Annotated in this window: 17 protein-coding genes and 1 pseudogene; 1 reads left to right on the top strand and 17 read right to left on the bottom strand. The window is 39.8% G+C overall.

Annotated elements, in window-relative coordinates:
* Positions 1–327: 327 nt before the first annotated feature.
* The 14 genes from HKI82_RS16930 to HKI82_RS16995 all read right to left on the bottom strand — a co-directional run bounded on the left by HKI82_RS16930 (position 328) and on the right by HKI82_RS16995 (position 14,868).
* A complete protein-coding gene (locus tag HKI82_RS16930) occupies positions 328–543 on the bottom strand; it encodes a S49 family peptidase domain-containing protein (RefSeq protein ID WP_102942394.1) in 216 nt (71 codons plus the stop codon).
* A 185-nt stretch (positions 544–728) separates the two neighbouring features.
* Positions 729–2,858, bottom strand: coding sequence for a peptidase domain-containing ABC transporter (locus HKI82_RS16935; RefSeq protein ID WP_206361951.1), 2,130 nt, complete (start codon positions 2,856–2,858; stop codon positions 729–731).
* Between the two features lie 9 nt (positions 2,859–2,867).
* Positions 2,868–4,130 (bottom strand): beta-barrel domain-containing protein, encoded by a 1,263-nt coding sequence (locus tag HKI82_RS16940; RefSeq protein ID WP_171138660.1) that lies wholly within the window; start codon positions 4,128–4,130, stop codon positions 2,868–2,870.
* Between the two features lie 85 nt (positions 4,131–4,215).
* Complete coding sequence (locus HKI82_RS16945) at positions 4,216–4,536, bottom strand: DUF6404 family protein (protein WP_102942391.1); 321 nt, start codon at positions 4,534–4,536, stop codon at positions 4,216–4,218.
* Between the two features lie 52 nt (positions 4,537–4,588).
* Entirely contained in the window at positions 4,589–4,861 is a 273-nt protein-coding gene (locus tag HKI82_RS16950) for a hypothetical protein (RefSeq protein WP_102942390.1), read from the bottom strand.
* Between the two features lie 546 nt (positions 4,862–5,407).
* Entirely contained in the window at positions 5,408–5,716 is a 309-nt protein-coding gene (locus HKI82_RS16955; RefSeq protein ID WP_102942389.1) for a hypothetical protein, read from the bottom strand.
* Between the two features lie 55 nt (positions 5,717–5,771).
* The gene (locus tag HKI82_RS16960) at positions 5,772–6,077 is read right to left on the bottom strand and encodes a hypothetical protein (RefSeq protein ID WP_171138661.1); all 306 of its coding nucleotides are present in this window, start codon (positions 6,075–6,077) and stop codon (positions 5,772–5,774) included.
* Between the two features lie 936 nt (positions 6,078–7,013).
* Positions 7,014–8,186, bottom strand: a complete 1,173-nt coding sequence (locus HKI82_RS16965) for a glycosyltransferase family 2 protein (RefSeq protein ID WP_102942387.1) — start codon at positions 8,184–8,186, stop codon at positions 7,014–7,016.
* 9 nt (positions 8,187–8,195) lie between these two features.
* Positions 8,196–9,554, bottom strand: coding sequence for a protein adenylyltransferase SelO family protein (locus HKI82_RS16970; protein WP_171138662.1), 1,359 nt, complete (start codon positions 9,552–9,554; stop codon positions 8,196–8,198).
* On the bottom strand, positions 9,544–10,041 hold the full coding sequence (locus HKI82_RS16975; protein WP_171138663.1) for a toxin-activating lysine-acyltransferase: 498 nt from the start codon (positions 10,039–10,041) through the stop codon (positions 9,544–9,546). The genes HKI82_RS16970 and HKI82_RS16975 overlap by 11 nt, the downstream gene beginning before the upstream one ends.
* Positions 10,042–10,534: 493 nt before the next feature.
* Positions 10,535–11,326, bottom strand: a complete 792-nt coding sequence (locus tag HKI82_RS16980) for an ABC transporter ATP-binding protein (RefSeq protein WP_240956747.1) — start codon at positions 11,324–11,326, stop codon at positions 10,535–10,537.
* Position 11,327: 1 nt separating this feature from the next.
* Entirely contained in the window at positions 11,328–12,380 is a 1,053-nt protein-coding gene (locus HKI82_RS16985; protein ID WP_171138664.1) for a FecCD family ABC transporter permease, read from the bottom strand.
* A gap of 384 nt (positions 12,381–12,764) precedes the next feature.
* Complete coding sequence (locus HKI82_RS16990; protein ID WP_171138665.1) at positions 12,765–13,682, bottom strand: EamA family transporter; 918 nt, start codon at positions 13,680–13,682, stop codon at positions 12,765–12,767.
* 130 nt (positions 13,683–13,812) lie between these two features.
* Entirely contained in the window at positions 13,813–14,868 is a 1,056-nt protein-coding gene (locus HKI82_RS16995) for a lactonase family protein (RefSeq protein WP_171138666.1), read from the bottom strand.
* 216 nt (positions 14,869–15,084) lie between these two features.
* On the opposite strand from HKI82_RS16995, the gene HKI82_RS17000 reads away from it, so the two are divergent.
* Positions 15,085–15,996 (top strand): ZIP family metal transporter, encoded by a 912-nt coding sequence (locus HKI82_RS17000; RefSeq protein ID WP_102942381.1) that lies wholly within the window; start codon positions 15,085–15,087, stop codon positions 15,994–15,996.
* Between the two features lie 62 nt (positions 15,997–16,058).
* On the opposite strand, the pseudogene ribB reads toward HKI82_RS17000, so the two are convergent.
* From ribB to HKI82_RS17015, 3 genes and pseudogenes are all read right to left on the bottom strand, one after another.
* A pseudogene (gene ribB, locus HKI82_RS17005) lies at positions 16,059–16,688 on the bottom strand (3,4-dihydroxy-2-butanone-4-phosphate synthase); the annotation flags it as partial.
* A 48-nt stretch (positions 16,689–16,736) separates the two neighbouring features.
* Positions 16,737–17,498: an SDR family NAD(P)-dependent oxidoreductase gene (locus HKI82_RS17010; RefSeq protein ID WP_171138668.1), complete on the bottom strand. Its 762-nt coding sequence runs from the start codon at positions 17,496–17,498 to the stop codon at positions 16,737–16,739.
* Between the two features lie 71 nt (positions 17,499–17,569).
* Entirely contained in the window at positions 17,570–19,051 is a 1,482-nt protein-coding gene (locus HKI82_RS17015) for an NCS1 family nucleobase:cation symporter-1 (RefSeq protein WP_171138669.1), read from the bottom strand.
* Between the last annotated feature and the right edge of the window lie 222 nt (positions 19,052–19,273).

Genomic DNA, 19,273 nt, shown 5'->3' on the forward strand with positions numbered 1-19,273 from the left:
AAGCAATAATCTCTTCTCCTTCATATTCAATTTTTGTCACCAGCTCTCCACCTTCAATAATGGTATCTTTAATTCCCATACGATTCATATCGTCGTTCGAATAAAACCATCCTTCTGAGTACCGCTGCTTTGAACAATTTTCGGTCGCTGTTTGGCCATAAGTTGCTATTTGTTTATCGACACCAATTGAATTGTAGAAAGCTTGCTCTCTAATTCGTACTTTATTTAAAGATCTGTCTCTTCTCTGTTCATTTGGTACACTAGGTCGCCATAGATCATCTTATTGCATAGCCCCACCATGCCAACCAACTAATGAGTCTCTCTTAATCACAACTTTTTAGCTGCTGGTAAAATGTAATTGGCGCAAGCTGAAAAACATAGCTTCCTGACATCCACATCCACATTATGCTCTCTGATGAAATAACCAAATTCTATTCCAGCTGCTATATCACCACCAGGACTAGTTATTATTAATTTTGTAATTGGTTTTTCATTATTCCTTGCAATCCGTATTGCTCGTAAAACCGCTTCACCAGTTATCATTCCATCATAAATAAGTGTCTGATTAGTTATAGTAATGTTCTCATTACCTGAGGAAATGGTATCTTGGGTGGCAATATAACAATGAAAAGAAGTTTTATTTTAAAGGGCACATTTGTACTCATTGAGAAATTTAAATTTATAACCATTCTCTTAAAAACGAAATAAGACTTAACAGAGATTTGAAGCTACAACGCTGAGTGATTAAAACTTGTTACTTCAGTGATACAGCCCCCACATAGCATTAATACTCTATCTGCAGAAGCTATCGTTTCCGGGCGATGGGCAATCATTAAAATTGGGAGTCCAATAGCTTTGAAGCTATTACATACAAACGATTCTGTTTGGATATCTAAACTGCTCGTTGCTTCATCTAAAATCAGTAATTGAGGCTTTTTATACAAAGCTCGAGCGATTAAAATACGCTGTTTTTGTCCACCAGATAAACTTGCCCCCATCTCACCAACGAGTGTGTGATAACCCATATTCAACTGCTCAATGTCATTATGCACACCTACTTTTTGCGCACATTCAACAACCCAGTCTTCGTCTATGTCGTTAGTAAATAACGTTATATTCTCAAAAACTGAACCACTAAATAATTGATCTTCTTGCAATACAGAACCAATACGTAACCTACGATCTTTGATAGAAAGATTCGAGTCACCAAAAAATCGAATACAACCTGACGTAGGTTTATAAATACCTAAAAGAAGCTTTGAAATCGTTGACTTTCCACATCCAGATGGACCAACTAACGCGACAATTTCTTCTTTCATTAGTTGAAACGAGGCGTTACTTAATAAAAGAGGTTCAGACGGACCGTATGAAAACGTAATATTAGAAAAATCGATTAATATGTCACTTTCAACTTTTATGACATTACTGTTAGATTGCAAACTGAAGTCGTCACTCTGTTCTTTATCTGTCAGCACGATATCTGCGAGCCTTTCGTTATAGACAGCCAGCATTTTGTATTCAAAATACTTATCGATTAATGAGCTAATACTGCTGGAAAATCGTGCTTGATAAGATAGAAAGGCGATCAACATACCAATAGTAAACTGTCCACTTAACACGGAATTGGCGCCAAACCAAAGTACTGCGGCAGAAACTAAACTGATAATCATGACGTTTATTGTGTTGTATATCATACCTAGCTTAAGCTCATTGAGCTCAGCGTTTCGCCTGTTGATATTTAAATTGCTCCACGCAGATTCACGCCATGGAAGAGCCCCATTTACACGTAAACTCAACACTCCTCTCACGGTTTCCAAGAAATAGCTCTCTTCCTGCGTATTCGCTTCCCAAGTGTTTTCCTCAGCACGTTTAAACGCTCCAAACCATAAAAAGCGCAATACCACATATAACACAGCAGCAACGACAGCAACTGCTGAAAGGACCGGGCTATACAGTAGCATTACGGATAACGTGCCAATGACCAAAACCAAGTCGATTAGGGCTTGTATTGCACTTGTTGTTAATGTTTGCTGGATAACGTTAATCGCTTCAAACTTAGCACTGATACTCCCGATATCTCTTTTCTCGAACCACTCGATAGGTAAACGGAATAAATGATGGAAAATATTGGCAGTCCATTGCATATTAAAATTAACCGACAAAGTGATCGTCGCCCACTCTTTGGCTAAGCTGATCAATGTTTGTGCCGCCGTAATAAGCAAAATAGCGAAGATAATCAACACTAATAAATTGTCATCATAACCAACTAAAACTTCGTCAATTACTATCTGATTCAACATTGGCAGTAGCAAGGCTAGTGCTTCCAGCACCAATGCGAATGTAAAAATTCTAATTAAAGACGTTTTTAAACCAATCGTCTTACCAATCAACTCTGAGAGTTTCGTCTGCTCTTTCTCGTCGCGTTTTATAAAATCATGTGTGGGAGACAACTCAAGTGCTATTCCTGTAAAATGCTTGTTCACCTCAGACAAACTCAAAGTGACGACTCCATTTGCAGGATCATGAATAACAACTTTGTTTCGTTTAACCGCTTTGAGAACAACAAAGTGATTTAGGTTCCAATGAAGGATACAGGGAGTTCTCAACTGATCTAACTCCTCAAGCTCAAGCCTTACAGGTCTACCTGACAAATTTAATAGCTCTGAACATTCAATAAGTCTTGAGAAAGACATGCCATGCTGCGTAATTCCAAACTTTGCTCTTAAGTGTCTTAAACTAATTTTGTGACCATGCCAATTAGCAATCATTGCCAAACAAGCCACACCACACTCAGCATTTTCTGTCTGACGCACTAAAGCGAGCTTCTTACCCCACCCCCAATCTAACTGACTCTTCATTTCCACGTTTTAGATCTTCCCTTTTATTGTATATAGAGGCTCCAATATCCACTCATAAACTTGACGAGTATCTAACTCAACATCAGCCACAACTGTCATGCCTGTTACCAAATGTTCTTCATGCCCATAAACCGTTATCGTAGGCTTCGTAAGCTCCACTTTTACTTGATATATCCCTTCTAACTTTTTCTTTTTAATTAGATTACTGTTCGCAATCATTTCAGGGGCAACCGCTGATTTTGAGACGCTGCTAACCACCCCTGTCTGAACGCCAAACTTTTCATAAGGGAATGCATCAAACCTCAGCCTTACAGTTTGACCGACTTCGATAAAACCGATGCTACGGCTAGGAGCGTACAGTTCAACAAACGCTTGTTCGCTCTCTGGCACGATGATGAGTAGTGGTTGCGCATTCGTTACCGCGTGGCCTTCATCTACCAAGATCGATGCAACGATACCGTTAATAGGAGAGACAACCAGGCTGTCACTCTGGTACAAAAACTCAGCTTTACTTTGGATTTTTTCCTCAAGTTGTCTATCTAACTCTTTCAAAACTATCGCTAAATCGATATCTAAATTGACGAGCCGAGTCGCTTGATTTTCCTTTTCTCTTAATAGCCTTTTTAAATTTAAATGATTGTTCTCAGATTGAGTTTGTTTAGAAAGTAACTCCAACTGCTGCTTCTGATATTCAAGCTCTGACAAATAATTATTGTTTAATAGCGATTTCTGCTTATCGACGAGTTGCCTAGTCAACAGCAATTCTTGGTTAGAGAACTTCAATACATTTTTTAATATACGAATTTCAGAATCCAATCTGGCAATATCTTCTATTAAAGCTTTTCGCTCTAAGTCTGCTTTATCTGATTCTTGTTGTCGCCTTTCCAGCAAAAGCTGATATTGAGATTCAATCGATACCAATATCCTCTGCTTTACACCCGTTCCGGATTCATCAAAACGCTCGGTTTTTATTTCATAAAGAGGGGTCAATGCTTCTATTTTGTCCCCTTCTTTAACAAATAGCTTTTCCACATAACCGGTATCGTTCGCTTGGACTTTAACTGTTCCACCTAGAGGACTGACAATTCCAACCAATGTTTCCCTTCGGGTATACTCTGAAAAACTAACAAAAATAATAACTAACAACAGAAGAATGACAGAAAGGCACAAGTAAACATTTTGATTAAATGAGGCTTTAAGTAAAATTCGCCCCTCGCCATCCATTTTTTGAGATTCAAAGTAACCAGTACGATATAGATTTTTTTTTATCATTTAACTCACTAAGTATTAACCTTAAAAACCAAACCAATTAATTGATACAAATACGATATACATCTAAATGTTAAGAAATCGATAGCTATAAATCTTCCCATTTTTTTATATTTTTTGACACCCTCTGATAAAAGTAGAAAAAAGACAATATAATTGAACATACAAGAGGATAGAAAAATAACTCATACAAATAATAATTATTAGAATTAATGAGAGAAAAAACATAAAAAATAAACAACCATGCTGGATATATCTTTACCACATTACACATAAAACCATCATAATGGAAAGGTTTGATCTTTAAACCAAACTTATTTAATAGCTCCACATAAACAACAACTTTAATTCCTTTAGATTTGAGTTCATTTTTTGCATTTTTATATTTAACATCAAAATTATTACTCATATTTCCTCCTATTGAAAATGAGGTGTTAAAAATTAACACCTCTCAAGCGAAATTAATAACCACCTCTACCGTTAAAACAACCACCAGAATATGACCCCACAGTGCCTCCAACAAACCCACCTAAAGGTCCTCCAGTCATATAACCACCAATAGCACCGGCAAGAGTATTACCTACACAGTTAGGGCTCAGGGGTCCATAACCAGGACGATTATAAGTGCCTTTTGATGCAGGATATCCACTAGAACGCTGGCTTGAAGATCCACCGCGTCCACCATCACCACCGCCATCAACCAATAAAACTTCATTTTCAGTTAAGTTATACATAACAACTTCCTTTTATTAATACAGTAAAAGAGTATGGCGCTCTTTGGCAAATAAAATTAAAACATCAGATTTCCATATAATAAAAAATTAAACCATTAACAAAAAAACAACCAGAACCAACTTTAATATAACTAAACATGCGGATTGAATGTTACTCACTACCTTTTGTAACATTTACAATAAATTTAAAGAAAACATTTACCCCTATAATTAAAAAAATTACTATTGAAAGAAATCCTCTTACTCCTGATGGAAAAGATACACCTAATACATAATAGAGAAGAAATGTCCCTATAAGGGAAGAAAAAAAAGCAATTATCATAGAGCCTCCTTTTTAGCCTCAGTTACCTGAGGCTAAACGCCAAATCAATTTAATAGACCAACACAAGTGAAAACTTATAATTAACGGCAGTACTATCTAAACAATAGAGGCTAAATGACTACAATTACCCTTAACACAGAGTAGTAGATAACTCATCGGTTTGAACACCTATACCAAGTAACCATCAACTTCTCATTCATGTATAACATTACTTTCACCTGACATCACATATTTTCATTAATGACAGATTCTACGTATTTTTTTCTTTTTAGCGTTTTAACAACTGCAACTAGACCAAAAATCAACATGAAAGTAGATAAGTAAAAAATGAATGTACCGGCTGGTTTTATGAAAATAAACAACGAAGAAAGAAAAATAGAAATATAGTGAGGATATAGTTCCGGCTTGCATTTATAACCAGAAGAATATTTCTCTACCATCACTCGTCCCCACATAGTCTTATGAAAAATGAAATATTTTCCATTCCTATATAAAACCCCGTCTTTTTTAAAAATATCTTCAATATTTATCATTTCATTTCCTCAACTATTAGTTAATAGTCCGCACTAACGCGGACTACCATCCTCTCTATAGACCTCTACCACCAGCCATACCTGCAAACCCCTGAGCTAATCCGATTGCCGAAGATACACATGCAGCCGCTCCAAATCCCGTAGAAAAGCTAGCTGGATTACAGGTACCTACAACTCCAATTACACTACCGCTGATCCCTAGTAAATTTTGTTTTTGTTCAAGTGTCGACCTTCTAGCTTGGTCTATCATTGCAATTCTTGAAACCGGATATCCATTAGAAGAGCGTCCCGAAGATCTACCTCTACCACCATCACCACCGCCATCAACCAATAAAACTTCATCTTCAGTTAAGTTATACATAACAATTTCCTTTTATTAATGCAGTAAAAGAGTACTGCGCTCATAAGTAATTAACCAAAATTCTAAAGGATCAACCATACTTTCCTTTTCCTGATAATTAATCAGGATAGAGAAATGACAGTAGCGAATAACAATGAAATAAAAAACATCATTCTTTAATTTAAATTAAAGCACATAAAACCATTAACAAATATAACCACATACAACGAATTAATGGGATGTGTTTCTTAATATATAAAATACATAAGTTGATCTTATTTCAAAAATTATAACTTTTAACAACAGAAACGCCAAATACACAGAAGATAAATAGCGCAAAAAAATGTTGTATCGCCTATAAAAAACGAAAAGTAAATCATCATAAAAATAAAGATAAATCTATATAACTCTTCCTTTCCACACACCAAACCCCACCAATATCAGTTATAACAACAGAGCCATAAATTGACTTAGAATATACTTTGACACGAGATTTACTAATAACTTTTACATCTTCAAAATGTTCTTCAAACCTATCCAAAATAATGTCCCACCTCAAAAAATTTATCACCTCTCCAAAAAAATCTATTCTAGAGAGGCTAAAAATTTAATTAGTATTGCAGCTATTACCATTGGTATTGCAACTGTTATTACTATGGCAATTACTGCTACTATTCGCTCCATTATTAGAATTATTACTATTACCAATTACACCACACTGATGAGCAGCGTTAGCCCAACCAAGTCCAGCAGCAACAAGACCTAAGAATGATGAATAAACTGCAGCAACACTAGAAATATAACAACCGGTGCTGCCTTTACTACTGCGACTACCTCTACCACCATCACCACCGCCATCAACCAATAAAACTTCATCTTAAGTTAAGTTATACATAACAATTTCCTTTTATTAATGCAGTAAAAAAGTACTGCGCTCATACGTAATTAACCCAAACTCTAACGGGTCAACCATATTTTCTTTTTTCCTGACAATTCATCAATATAACCAAATAGGTTCGGAAGCCAGGTGATACATTCAAGTAGTATTTTGAAAACCGGGGCTTTAAACATTTGAGTTAAAGAAATATCATTCTTTAAGTCGTAATCATTGATATATGACAATACTAAATAAAAATAAATAACGAAATTGAGTGATGCTAATACAATTGGGATCCATATATTAAATACAGCTAACACTGTTAACAGAATAAACGTTGATGGAAATATATATTGAGTAGCCGTAACAAAAAACCACGGTGTTGAGCATAAGCCAGCAAACCAATGTGTTTTCCATGCGATTTTATAAGCCTCGACACGCCCCCTGGCCCACCTTCTTCTTTGTTTAAATAGACTTTTCGTATCTAACGGACATTGCGTTTTAGCTTTTGCCTTAGGTGCGTAACCTGTTTTGTATTGATTAGAGATAGCTTTCCAGCACCATGCAATATCTTCAACTAACCATTCACTCCAACCTCCTAACTCTTTCACAACTGATGCTCGATGAGCAACGAAAGCGCCAGCCATTACGGGAACAAAACCTAATTTGTCTTGTGCTGTGCGTATAGCCCCATAAAAACTAATGTGCTCGTAATGCTGCAATAGCCCAACAAAACTACTTTTATAATTAGAAGGCGTAATGTAGCCACATACTGCCGCGTATTTGTCATGCGACCACAATTTTTGGACGAGTTCTATTATTCCGTTTGGCTGTATAAAGGTATCACTGTCCACTACGATGTAGACTTCACCAGTGGCGATCCCAAGTTGTAATGCATGATCTAATGCATAACCTTTCCTACCCTGATTAATTGTTCGTTTTACGATTTCGTATTGATACTTATGCGGTACACTTATCCAACCTTCAATGTCTTCTAACGTTGAGTTAGTCGAACCGTCATCTATTAATAAAACCTGTATTTCGTTTGGATAATCTTGGCTTTCAATGCAGCTTATGACTCGCCGCAACACGTGTGTGTTTTCATTATAAAATGGAACGAATACTGTAACCTTAGGTAATTGACCTGAATATTCATTGTCTTTCTTCAGTTTATATACAATAAGTAATACTATCGTTGTTATTAAGGAAATTGTGGCTGATACAATTAAAATAAGTTCTATTAGTTTAATCATTGAGGCCCCTCATACATAACTATTGATCAACGAAGATATAGAATCATTTGAATAATCACCTTTTAACCCTCGCTCTTTACTCAAGATATCAAACGATGAATATTTTCTATTTCTCAGTAAAAAATTCACATTACCGATTTCTAATCCTTCGAACTTAGCCAAATGGACAACTTCAGTTATGAAGTCAATGTTTTTAAATTCATGAATTGACTCTCTAGGTTTTCGTAATAATTTATTTTTTATTTTCCCCGCAACTACCAAAGTTTTGTTGTCAATTCTATTAACCCTAAGCTCATTAAGAAGTGATATATTTTCCTGCCTATCAAGTTCTATATAAAAATATTCAAGTAGATTATCAATGTCTTTAGTCGATAGCTTTTCACCATATGAAGAATAATGACTTAGTGTAGAAGCTAAGTTTCTTAACCATTCCTTTACTAACTGATGATCATCCCAAACAGCACCAACACCTTGTGCCAGCCTGTAATTACCAAAGTCAGGTACAGCAGTGATTGTGCCAAAATCTAAGAACCTCCCATCAATACTAATATTTGAACTGGTCAACGAACCATGAGGAATTCCTTTAATTCTTGAACAAGCCATTTGCAAAGCAATAACTGATACCAGTTTCTTTAGTGCAACATACAAAACACTATTGCCTTCCAACTCACTCTGTTTTAGAGCGACAGCATTAACAAAATAATTTGTACATTCTGTCACTCTATCCGCATCATTATCTCTTAAATGTAAATGCTTTCTTGAAGGCCAAAAAAACGTACATCGTTCAAAATGAGCAGGTCTAACGGCAAACTCCCGTACCGCTAGCGCACAAGGCGTTAAAGGACTACCACCCAAATAGACAAACGGCTCTTCAACATTCGTTTTAATTATTGCTAACGTTCTGACTCCACCTAATGGCAGATGTTTGTGGCAAACTTCACCCCAAATCGCTTCCAATATCGCTTCATCTATAAACATTTTCCCATGTTTATGAGATTGACTCATATTTTGTGCAAGTAGAGGGGTAATACCAATTCCTTTGACCTGAAATTTCCCATCAAAGCCACAACGCCCACTCCCGCCGTGACAAACTTCATGCCTTGAACCATAACGATCTGCAAAGAAGTATTTCTTACGTTTCGCATTTAACTTTCGGTCTGTTGTATAGCCTGATGAAACAAATGCGTACTCATTTAACATATGCTGCTTAAGTTCATCTAAGGATCCTTCAACACCATATGATTTAATTAGCTTTTCATTAACCCATGCAACTTCTGCATTTCTTAGCTTATATGTTTTAAATTTTTCAAATGCCAAATATGGTAAATAGGTATTATCTAAAATTTGTTCTGGAGTTTTATCTAGCATAAACTCTACTCCAATTATTTTTTAAGACAGTCCCAGAGCCATCTCTTATACAAACATTGACTTTACGACTTGTTATTCCCAATGTTCTGTATGCATCTCTATACATCTGTTTAGTAAACGATCTAATATCAACCCCATCTTTTAAACAGTAGTCGACTATGATTAAGTTATTGCCTTCATTCCAATTCATTGGTTGAATTACAAATCTATCTTCAAACATATATTTTTCGAGTGTTTCGTGATTAACCCACCCCCAAATAATGTAACCGATAGGCTCTATCTCACCTTTGCTTTCAATAAATTTGTATTGGTCATGCAATATCGCTGGTTTAATCCAATGTATAAACGAAGCTAAATTCATATTTCTTCTCTTCGCTATTGAAGACAATAGTTCACTAAATGCGCCCAGCTCTTGCTGCAACTCTTGCTTTGATTTTCCGCTAGGCTCTCGATGAGTAAACTTCGAATTAATTTCGGTATTAGTCATTTCAAATTGCATATATACGACACTAACTTAAATAATATGTGCGATATAAATACATTCAAAATTAGCCATATAGTAGTTAATAAAAATTTATTTCAGAAGCACTTCAATTATTTGCAATATATGACAAGGGATAAAAAACAAAAACTATACCTATATCAATTGGTTACTATCACAGAGTTATATAGATACAATATTGACATTAAATAAATCAAGAAGTGTGTTTGGATCGATTGATTTTTTAAAATTCAATGGAAATTAAACTAAAGAACTAGAGGTAGATAATGAAATTAAAAATCAACTAAAAGATATAATAATATTTTAGTTTAATACTTCAACGTCGATTAAAATGATTTCGATTCCATTTATAATTAATTTTACTGTTTTAGATATCAAATTTAACTATGAGAGAATAGATGATTGGCGATAGAATGTTGATACAAACAGGCCAGAGCTTTTTACTCTGACCTATAAATTTCATATGCAATGAACAACGTTACGCCGCGCTGGGTCTGCGAGTGCGAACAAATGGCGTTCCATTTTCATCGGTAAGAACGTCAGCTTCCACATGATAAAGCTCATGGATCAGCTCGCTAGTTAACAGCTCTTGCGGGCTACCAAACGCTCTTAACTCACCCTGCTTTAATATCAGAAGATTATCGGCGTATTGAGCTGCCAAGTTAAGGTCATGCAACACCATTAATGTGGTGTAGTTTTGCTGTTTGGTTTGTGTGACCAGATGGTTGAGCAAGACATGTTGATAGTGTAAATCCAATGCGCTGACAGGCTCATCGAGCATTAGAATTTCAGGGCTACGCATCAATGCTTGCGCAAACAATATCATCTGACACTGTCCACCACTCAATGTTCTCACATCTCTATTAGCAAGGTGTTGTAAACCAATGCTCTGCAAAATGCCTAACGCCTCTTCCAACATTTTGGTTTCAATACGCATACTAAGAGCATCAAGTCTGCCCAGCAGAACGACTTCGATGACAGTCATATTCACATCAAGGTGAATATCTTGCGGCATATAACCAAACTTAGTACGCCAAGCACCAAGAGACTTTTTAGAAAGAACATCTTTGCCGTACTGAATCTCGCCACTTTCGGTTTTGATATCACCAAATAAGGTTTTCAGTAGTGTACTTTTACCAGTTCCGTTCGGGCCTAGAATAACGTTGACCTGCCCCGGTTGAAGCTTAAAACTGATATCTTTTGCTAAAACTAACTCACCTAACCGTACGTTAAGTTTCGTTACTTCCAACAAAGGGGTTACTTCAAACATATTATCTTCTCTTCGCGATGATGAGCCAGAAGAAGAAAGGCACACCAATGATGGCAGTTACGATGCCGATTGGGAACAATGCCCCCGGTACGATCACTTTTGATAGAACAGAAGCAGTCGACAACAAAAATGCACCGATTAGGAATGAAAGTGGAAGGAAGAAACGCTGATCTTCACCAACCAGAATTTTAGCGATATTAGGTGAAACAATGCCGATGAAGCCAATGATACCAACGAAACTGGTCACTGTTGCTGTCATCACCGCGACAATCAGCAAGGTTTTTAAACGCAGTTTTACGATGTTCACACCAAGGCTTTTCGCACGCTCTTCGCCGAGTTTCAATGCGGTCAATTTCCATGAGTCTTGCAATAGCAAGAACAAGCTCGCCATCACTACTGCTGCGGTAATCGCTAAATTTGTCCACGTCGCTTTTGAAAGACTACCAAATAGCCAGAACAAGATCTGTTGGCTCAATTCAGGTGACGAAATAAACTGCACAAGAGATAACAAAGATTGGAACAGGAACAGCAGCGCGATACCAGCTAGGATCAACTGCCCTGAACCAATATGGCGAACTGACGCCAGCGCAAAAAGAAAACACGCCGAAATCATACAGAAGACAAATGCACCAATAGGTACAGCTAAGTTGCTATCGATACCCAGAGAGCCCGTGTAAAGCATTAATGCCGCACCAAAACCTGCAGCCGCAGCCATACCTAAAGTGTATGGACTTGCCATGGAGTTGTTCAGCAAGGTTTGCATTTCCGCACCGCCCATCCCTAGCGATCCGCCAACAAAGATGGCCATCAGTGCAATAGGTAAACGTAGATTACTAACAATGACTTGCGTGGAAGCATCCACTTGAAATGGTAATCCTACCCACTCAAGCAGCGCATAAATAACCGAGCTGGCATCAATCATTGAAGGGCCGGTCATAATATCGAGAATAAAAGAAGCGGCGAGTAATGCGCCAAAACTGGTTAATATCATTCCGCGACGCTTTTCGCTTTTTCGCTGCGCCTCTACGGCCTGCTGTACTACATCCGATAGCATCTTAACTCACTAAATTTATAGAGATCACTTATTGTCCAAACCTTGCTATATTTGGCTTCTGCGCCAGTTATTGTGCAGGATTCGGTTCAATTTTTAGGGTCAGATGTTAACATCATGCAAATGATAATTGCTAGTATTTATAGTTCTATTTACAACTGAAGAAATAAGACGCACCAGCTTCAGTACGTGGTTATAGCCAAGTACCATAGGGCAACTTTCACGATAGAGAATATTATTTGTATTGAAATGGTTCCGCTAGCAGCACAGATGCTCGCTGACAAAGTGGGAGGCAAACATCCTGAAGACCTGATTGAATCTGACATTTACTATTAAATACAAAGAGCCGTTGAACGACTCTTGCTTTTGGGTACTGTTTGCCTGCTCTTATTTATCAAGCGCTGGCGCTTTAGCTACCCTTCTCACACCAAACCAGTTCTTGCCAAATACGTTGATTACTAGGCCCATTGCGATCACTACCACGCCGATGATTTGATAAAGGCTTAGACTTTCGCCAAGCAGTATCCATGCGCTTAGCAAACCAAACACTGGCACTAACAACGATAGCGGAGCAACCATGGAGGTTTCATAACGACTAAGTAAGTAGCTCCAGCCGCCGTATCCCAGAATTGTCGCTAGTAGAGACAAGTAAACAATGGAAAAAACGTTATGCCATTCAATATTGACCAATGATTCAACAATAAGCTCAGGCCCTTCAATCACATACGAGGAAATGAAGAATGAAACCATTGGAACCAGCGCGCTCCATACGATGAGCGACATGGTCGGAACCGGATAACGTTGCATGATGACTTTATTCACGATATTACCCAGAGCCCAAAAAGCCGCCGCACCGATAATTAAAACCAAGGTGAATAAGGTTAATGACGTTGAATCATGCCCCTGAGCTGCCGCCAGAAGGTATATCCCCGCCCCAGCAACAGACACCGCAATCATATTGTGAATGCGTACTTTCTCTTTCAACAGCAAAACGCCAAAGCCCAGAGTAATAAACGCTTGCGCCTGCAAAAGCAGAGAGGCTAAACCGGCCGCCATACCCACTTTTAAAGCCCAGAAAAGTAACGAGAACTGTAGAAAATTGATGGTTAAGCCATAAGCCACCAGCCATTTCAAAGGCACTTGAGGGCGCTTAATAAAGAAAATGGCAGGCAAAGCGACAAACGCAAAACGTAACCCTGCGAGCAGAAGAGGCGGCATTCCTTGCAAGCCAACTTTGATAACCACAAAGTTAACACCCCACACCAAAACAATGGCAAGAGCTAAAAACCTATCACGTACCGACATCCTATATCCTTACAACGCTACTCTACGCATCCTTGATACATTCTATCGGCACTTCACATAGGCGATTTCAGTACATATGCATAAACAAATTTTAACCAAACTGAAACAGCAGAGTGCCTCAAAGTGTGAGCTAAGACAAGCGGTAATCCGTTATCGAAACCCAGCCAGCACCTTCACCACATGGAGCTGCAGATACTTTGGATAATTGCCCTGTATTTGCATCTATTGAGTAAGCGCCCAGTTCATCTGCCAATTCGCCACTGGCTAAAATGTATTGATCATCTGGCGAGATGATAAAACTGCGCGGTTGCTTCTCAACCTGATGGTGATGTCGGTAGTAAGGAATATGCGTGTCTTTATCTACTTCAAGACATGTAATCACACTTAGTGTCCGCTCTGACACATAAATGAACCGACCATTGCGTGTGTTATGAATATCTGCCGCCCAAACTCTTGGTACATCATTGGCTACTTTTTGTGCTGGCGGAAGGCCTCGTTCCAACCCTAACGCTTCTCTTGGTATCGCTGGTGATTCTGCAACGAATGCCAATTGGCCTGTTTCAGAATCAAACGTTAACGTCACCACTGTCGCGTCCATTTCCGTCACTACATAGAGGAAAGCTCCACATGGCGAAAACGCAATGTGTCTTGGACCAGCGTCCTTGGCAAACTGATAACTCGCTACAGGCTTATCAACCATTCCCTCTGAGTTTGGTCGCGGGTAAACCAGTATTTTGTCTACTCCGAATTCTGTAGCCACCATCCATTTATCATCAGGACTAAAGAGACAAGTATGACAAGCACTGCTGTGCTGAATCTTTACCGTTTTATCGGTAAAGTGCCCAGTTTCAGTCATAGGTTTAATGACAACATTATGTTGACCAAACGATGATGCTAACAACCATTGGTTGTCTTTGTCGGTAGTTAAACTGACAAGCCCCTCATTAACTGGCGTTTCACCTTCAAGAGTCAAATCGCCCGTCTGCGGATCAATTCTCAACTGTTTTAAGTGAAACGGCTCGCTATGAATGGCCGCATAAAGGTAATTCTGGCAAGGGCTTACTGCCATTGGCATTACCATGTAACCTACTTCTGTTTCTCCTAGCAATGTAAGCTCGCCCTGATGGAGTTTATAGCGAGAAATTGTCCCTGATAATGCGTTAGACAAATAAACAAACTGTGTCATTATTAGCCCTAATTAAGCGTTAAATAATAAGAAGATAAACCCAGACTACTCGATTTATGGAAGCAACGTAAACCGTATGGGTTACCACTATATCCCAGTTAAAAGAGCAGGATAAAGTCGAAATTTGCCACTCGGTATATTTACGACATTGGGTAAAGGCACATGTGAGCAGGAAACAACCATATATTTCTATAAATAATCTCTAGGATTGACTCTATGAACCACACTCAAGAACAGTCATGGGTTGAAGTGTTAAGAGGACACTCAAACCAGCACCCAATTATGGCGGGTGGATTGATTGTCTCTTTGCTTTTAATCGCCTTTTTCCTTTTCCACGCCTTAACTGGCGAAAGACAACTAAACGCGCAATATGCACTGGTTGGGGGTGGTATCGCTTTTCTCGCCACGGCATCGGGTACCTTACCTGCCCTCTTCATTCGAGATATTCCGCAAAAGCTATCTGACTGCATGCTTGGCTTTGCCGCAGGCATGATGCTCGCCGCTTCTGCTTTCTCACTTTTATTGCCCGGTATAGAAGCAGGCACAGCGTTTTTTGATAACGGATTTCTTGGAGGCATGATCGTTATCCTCGGCATGGCTATCGGTGTAGCACTAATGCTCGGACTGGATGCTTTCACACCCCATGAACATTTGGAAACAGGGCCTTGTGGTCCGGGGCACGACAGATGCAGCCGTGCTTGGCTGTTTGTATTTGCCATAGCGTTACATAATTTTCCTGAAGGGATGGCGATCGGCGTCGGGTATGCGCAGGGAGACCTTTCAGTTGGTGTTCCGCTGACCACAGCAATTGCTCTGCAAGACATTCCCGAAGGTTTAGCCGTGGCCGTGACTCTGAGAGCCGCAGGATTCAATGCAAGATTATCGGTTTTAGTCGCCGCACTGACTGGCTTACTGGAACCGATTGGCGCTTTGCTCGGAGTGAGTTTAGCTGGCGGATTAATGATTGCTTACCCTATCGGGCTCGGCTTGGCTGGCGGTGCAATGTTGTTCGTAGTGTCACATGAAGTAATTCCCGACACACACCGCAACGGCCATCAAACCTTAGCGACCATTGGTTTAATGTTAGGTTTTGCTCTGATGATGGTATTAGATACCACTCTGGGCTAAGCATCATTTTATTTAGGAATCACAACACCGTGGTTCCTAATCCTTCCAAATAGACAACGCTAAGCAACAAGCTCCTGCTGTGTTTCTTGTTTTAGTCGATAAGCGATTAAGTCGGCAATAGTACCCAATTTGATCTTGTGCTTTTTGGCGAATACTTCTAAGTCTGGTCGGCGAGCCATAGTTCCGTCCGCATTCAAGACTTCAATGATCGCACAAGAAGGAGTTAGCCCCGCGAGAGCGGCTAAATCACATCCAGCTTCAGTATGACCGGGACGAACTAATACTCCGCCTTCGCGCGCGACAACAGGAAAGACATGGCCGGGAGAAACCACATCTTTGGGTGTGGCATTTGCAGAGACTGCGGTCTTAATCGTGACGGCTCTGTCATGCACTGAGATTCCTGTTGTCACACCTTTGGCTGCTTCAATTGAAACCGTAAAGTTGGTGCCAAACTGCTCGGTATTGTTTTTGACCATCAAAGGCAACTCTAGCTGCTGTGCCATCTGTTCAGTCATCGTCAGACATAACAGACCACGAGCTTCAGTGACCATAAAGTTAACGATTTCAGGCGTTATTTTGTCAGCCGCGACAATAATATCGCCTTCATTTTCCCTGTTTTCATCGTCCATTAAGATCACCATTTTTCCTAAACGGATATCTTCGATAATCTCTTCAATTGCACTCAGTTCCATTTTTAATTCCTTTTAAAAATTCGCTTATTTGAGTCTGTCGATGATAAATCAGCTTTCTCGATGAATAGCGAAAGGGTTCCACGCCTGCGCCGTTGGCATCACTTCGAGGCGGTTGACGCACATATGTGCAGGAAGTGTCGCTAAGTAAAACATGGTGTCTGCAATATCTTCCGCCGTTAAAGCTTGAGTGCCTGCATAAAGCGCATCCGATGCCGCTTGATCCCCTTTGGTTCTGACCAAAGTGAACTCCGTTTCCGCAATTCCCGGAGCGAGATCTGTAACTCGCACACCTGTGCCTAAAAGGTCACAACGCAAGTTATAGCTGAACTGTTTCACAAACGCCTTGGTTGCGCCGTAAACATGACTGCCCGGATAGGGCCACTGACCTGCAATCGAACCAACGTTGATAATAGACGCGCCTTTGCCCACTTCAATCAATGTTGGAAGTAGCGCATGGGTGACATTAACTAGCCCAGTGATATTGGTATCAATCATGGTGTGCCAATCTTGAATATCGACGGTTTGAGCAGGATTCGGAGATAAAGCAAGCCCCGCATTATTCACCAAGCAGGTAACTTGTTTGAAAGATTCGGGTAGCGACTTAACCAGAGCGTCGACTTCTTCTTTACTGCGCACATCGAGTGTTTGGTAGCGTACTGGGACGATTTCAGACAACTCTGCCGCCAACTCTTTCAAACGCTCTTCACGTCTGCCAGTAATGACTAACGCCCAGCCCTCAGAGGCAAATTTCCGCGCGGCTGCTCGTCCAAAACCCGACGTTGCTCCAGTAATAAATACCACTTTACCCATATCAATTTTATCCCTTAAATCTTGAGTGAATTAAGGGTATAAGGAATGCCCCATACCCTTCGAACAATGGTTTACGCTTTCTCCAGCTCAGTTTTTATCACCAACTGAGGCGTGAACTTACAAATAACGTAGTACAAAATGGCACCACTGAAAGCACCTGTAAACCACCCATAGTCATAGAACCAAGTCATCACATTGAAGAAAATCGCCATCATAGTGAAACTAACAGGGATGAGTAGCGCAATGAAGCCAGCCCAGTTGAACGCCGGATAGGCATCTTCCTTGTACAACGCCAATATATCTAACTTCTGTTTCTTGATTAGGAAATAATCCACAATCATGATGCCAGCAATTGGGCCAAGCAGGCTTGAGTAGCCTAATAACCAGTTAGAAATATAGGCTTCTACGCTCAGATCAGATTCGACCCAGCCAACTTTTTTCAATAGCTCCCACCCCATCAACAAAATACCGATTGCCCCTGTAAGCAGTACGCCTCTGGTATGGTCGATATGTTGCGGTGAAATGTTTTGGAAGTCGTTAGTCGGAGAAACAATGTTTGCAGCGGTATTGGTTGATAGCGTAGCAATCACAATCATCACCATAGCTACTGCCACTAGAAATGGGCTGTCGATCTGACCAATCAGCGTAATTGGGTCTGAGATGGTTTGACCAAACATAGTTTCAGAAGCGGCCGTCATTACCACACCAAGTGAAGCAAACAAGAACATGGTGAGCGGAAGCCCCATGATTTGCCCTACTACCTGATCTTTCTGCGATTTTGCGTAACGGCTGAAATCTGGAATGTTCAAAGATAACGTTGCCCAGAAGCCCACCATAGCTGTTAAACCAGACATAAAGTACTTCGCGAAACCTTCGCCTTCAGGACGGTTTGCTGGTGTCGAAAGCAATTCTGTGTAAGAGACTTTATCACTTGCCCAAAATAGCAGACCAAGTGACACAATCAGCAATAGCGGTGCTGACAATGTTTCCAGCCACTTGATCGAGTTTGCACCTTTAAGTACAACGCCAATATTCAGCGCCCAGAAAATAAAGAAGCCTATCACTTCACCTACGCCACCTAATGATGCCCATCCTGATGAGACTTCAGATAAGAACAAATGAATAGCTAAACCACCAAACATGGTTTGAATACCAAACCAGCCGCAAGCGACAAAGCCGCGAATCACGCAGGGAACGTTGGATCCCATAATGCCGAACGACGAACGAAGTACGACAGGGAACGGCAAGCCATATTTCGTCCCAGCGAAGGCGTTCAGCGTTAGAGGCACCAATACAATAATGTTCGCAATAAGAATAGTGAGTAGTGCCTCAACCACAGACAAACCAAAGTAGTTGGTTAATATGCCGCCCAAAGTATACGTCGGCACACAAATCGAAATGCCGACCCACAAAGCCGCGATGTTGAACTTGTTCCACGTACGCTCTTTGACTTTGGTTGGTGCCAAATCACTGTTGAAATTTTTGCTAGAGATGAGGTCTTCACCGACTTCTAGTTCGTAGAAATCCCCCACTTGCTTCATTTCCGTTTTCATTTGAATCCCCTCTCTTCCTAATTGAGTTAAGGCTTGTTGACCCTAGTTATTTCCCTTCTGCTTTATGTTGCTACCTATCCAAATAAATCAAATGAACCACTAAACCACTCGTTTAATTCTGGAAAACACGAAACGTGAAGATAAAAATCACTGTTACTGAATGTTCATATCGTTAAAACAAAATCCGTATAGGTAATACGTATCCATAGACATCGTCATTGC

This window comes from Vibrio plantisponsor (assembly GCF_013041605.1).
GTDB lineage: Bacteria > Pseudomonadota > Gammaproteobacteria > Enterobacterales > Vibrionaceae > Vibrio > Vibrio plantisponsor.

Excerpts from the sequence above, each read along its gene's own strand:
- HKI82_RS16990 (WP_171138665.1), bottom strand. The coding sequence starts at position 13,682 with ATGTCGGTACGTGATAGGTTTTTAGCTCTTGCCATTGTTTTGGTGTGG.
- HKI82_RS16930 (WP_102942394.1), bottom strand. The coding sequence starts at position 543 with ATGATAACTGGTGAAGCGGTTTTACGAGCAATACGGATTGCAAGGAAT.
- HKI82_RS16935 (WP_206361951.1), bottom strand. The coding sequence starts at position 2,858 with ATGAAGAGTCAGTTAGATTGGGGGTGGGGTAAGAAGCTCGCTTTAGTG.
- HKI82_RS16955 (WP_102942389.1), bottom strand. The coding sequence starts at position 5,716 with ATGATAAATATTGAAGATATTTTTAAAAAAGACGGGGTTTTATATAGG.
- HKI82_RS16970 (WP_171138662.1), bottom strand. The coding sequence starts at position 9,554 with ATGCTAGATAAAACTCCAGAACAAATTTTAGATAATACCTATTTACCA.
- HKI82_RS16945 (WP_102942391.1), bottom strand. The coding sequence starts at position 4,536 with ATGAGTAATAATTTTGATGTTAAATATAAAAATGCAAAAAATGAACTC.
- HKI82_RS16995 (WP_171138666.1), bottom strand. The coding sequence starts at position 14,868 with ATGACACAGTTTGTTTATTTGTCTAACGCATTATCAGGGACAATTTCT.
- HKI82_RS17010 (WP_171138668.1), bottom strand. The coding sequence starts at position 17,498 with ATGGGTAAAGTGGTATTTATTACTGGAGCAACGTCGGGTTTTGGACGA.
- HKI82_RS16985 (WP_171138664.1), bottom strand. The coding sequence starts at position 12,380 with ATGCTATCGGATGTAGTACAGCAGGCCGTAGAGGCGCAGCGAAAAAGC.
- HKI82_RS16960 (WP_171138661.1), bottom strand. The coding sequence starts at position 6,077 with ATGTATAACTTAACTGAAGATGAAGTTTTATTGGTTGATGGCGGTGGT.
- HKI82_RS17015 (WP_171138669.1), bottom strand. The coding sequence starts at position 19,051 with ATGAAAACGGAAATGAAGCAAGTGGGGGATTTCTACGAACTAGAAGTC.
- HKI82_RS16940 (WP_171138660.1), bottom strand. The coding sequence starts at position 4,130 with ATGATAAAAAAAAATCTATATCGTACTGGTTACTTTGAATCTCAAAAA.
- HKI82_RS16980 (WP_240956747.1), bottom strand. The coding sequence starts at position 11,326 with ATGTTTGAAGTAACCCCTTTGTTGGAAGTAACGAAACTTAACGTACGG.
- HKI82_RS16975 (WP_171138663.1), bottom strand. The coding sequence starts at position 10,041 with ATGACTAATACCGAAATTAATTCGAAGTTTACTCATCGAGAGCCTAGC.
- HKI82_RS17000 (WP_102942381.1), top strand. The coding sequence starts at position 15,085 with ATGAACCACACTCAAGAACAGTCATGGGTTGAAGTGTTAAGAGGACAC.
- HKI82_RS16950 (WP_102942390.1), bottom strand. The coding sequence starts at position 4,861 with ATGTATAACTTAACTGAAAATGAAGTTTTATTGGTTGATGGCGGTGGT.
- HKI82_RS16965 (WP_102942387.1), bottom strand. The coding sequence starts at position 8,186 with ATGATTAAACTAATAGAACTTATTTTAATTGTATCAGCCACAATTTCC.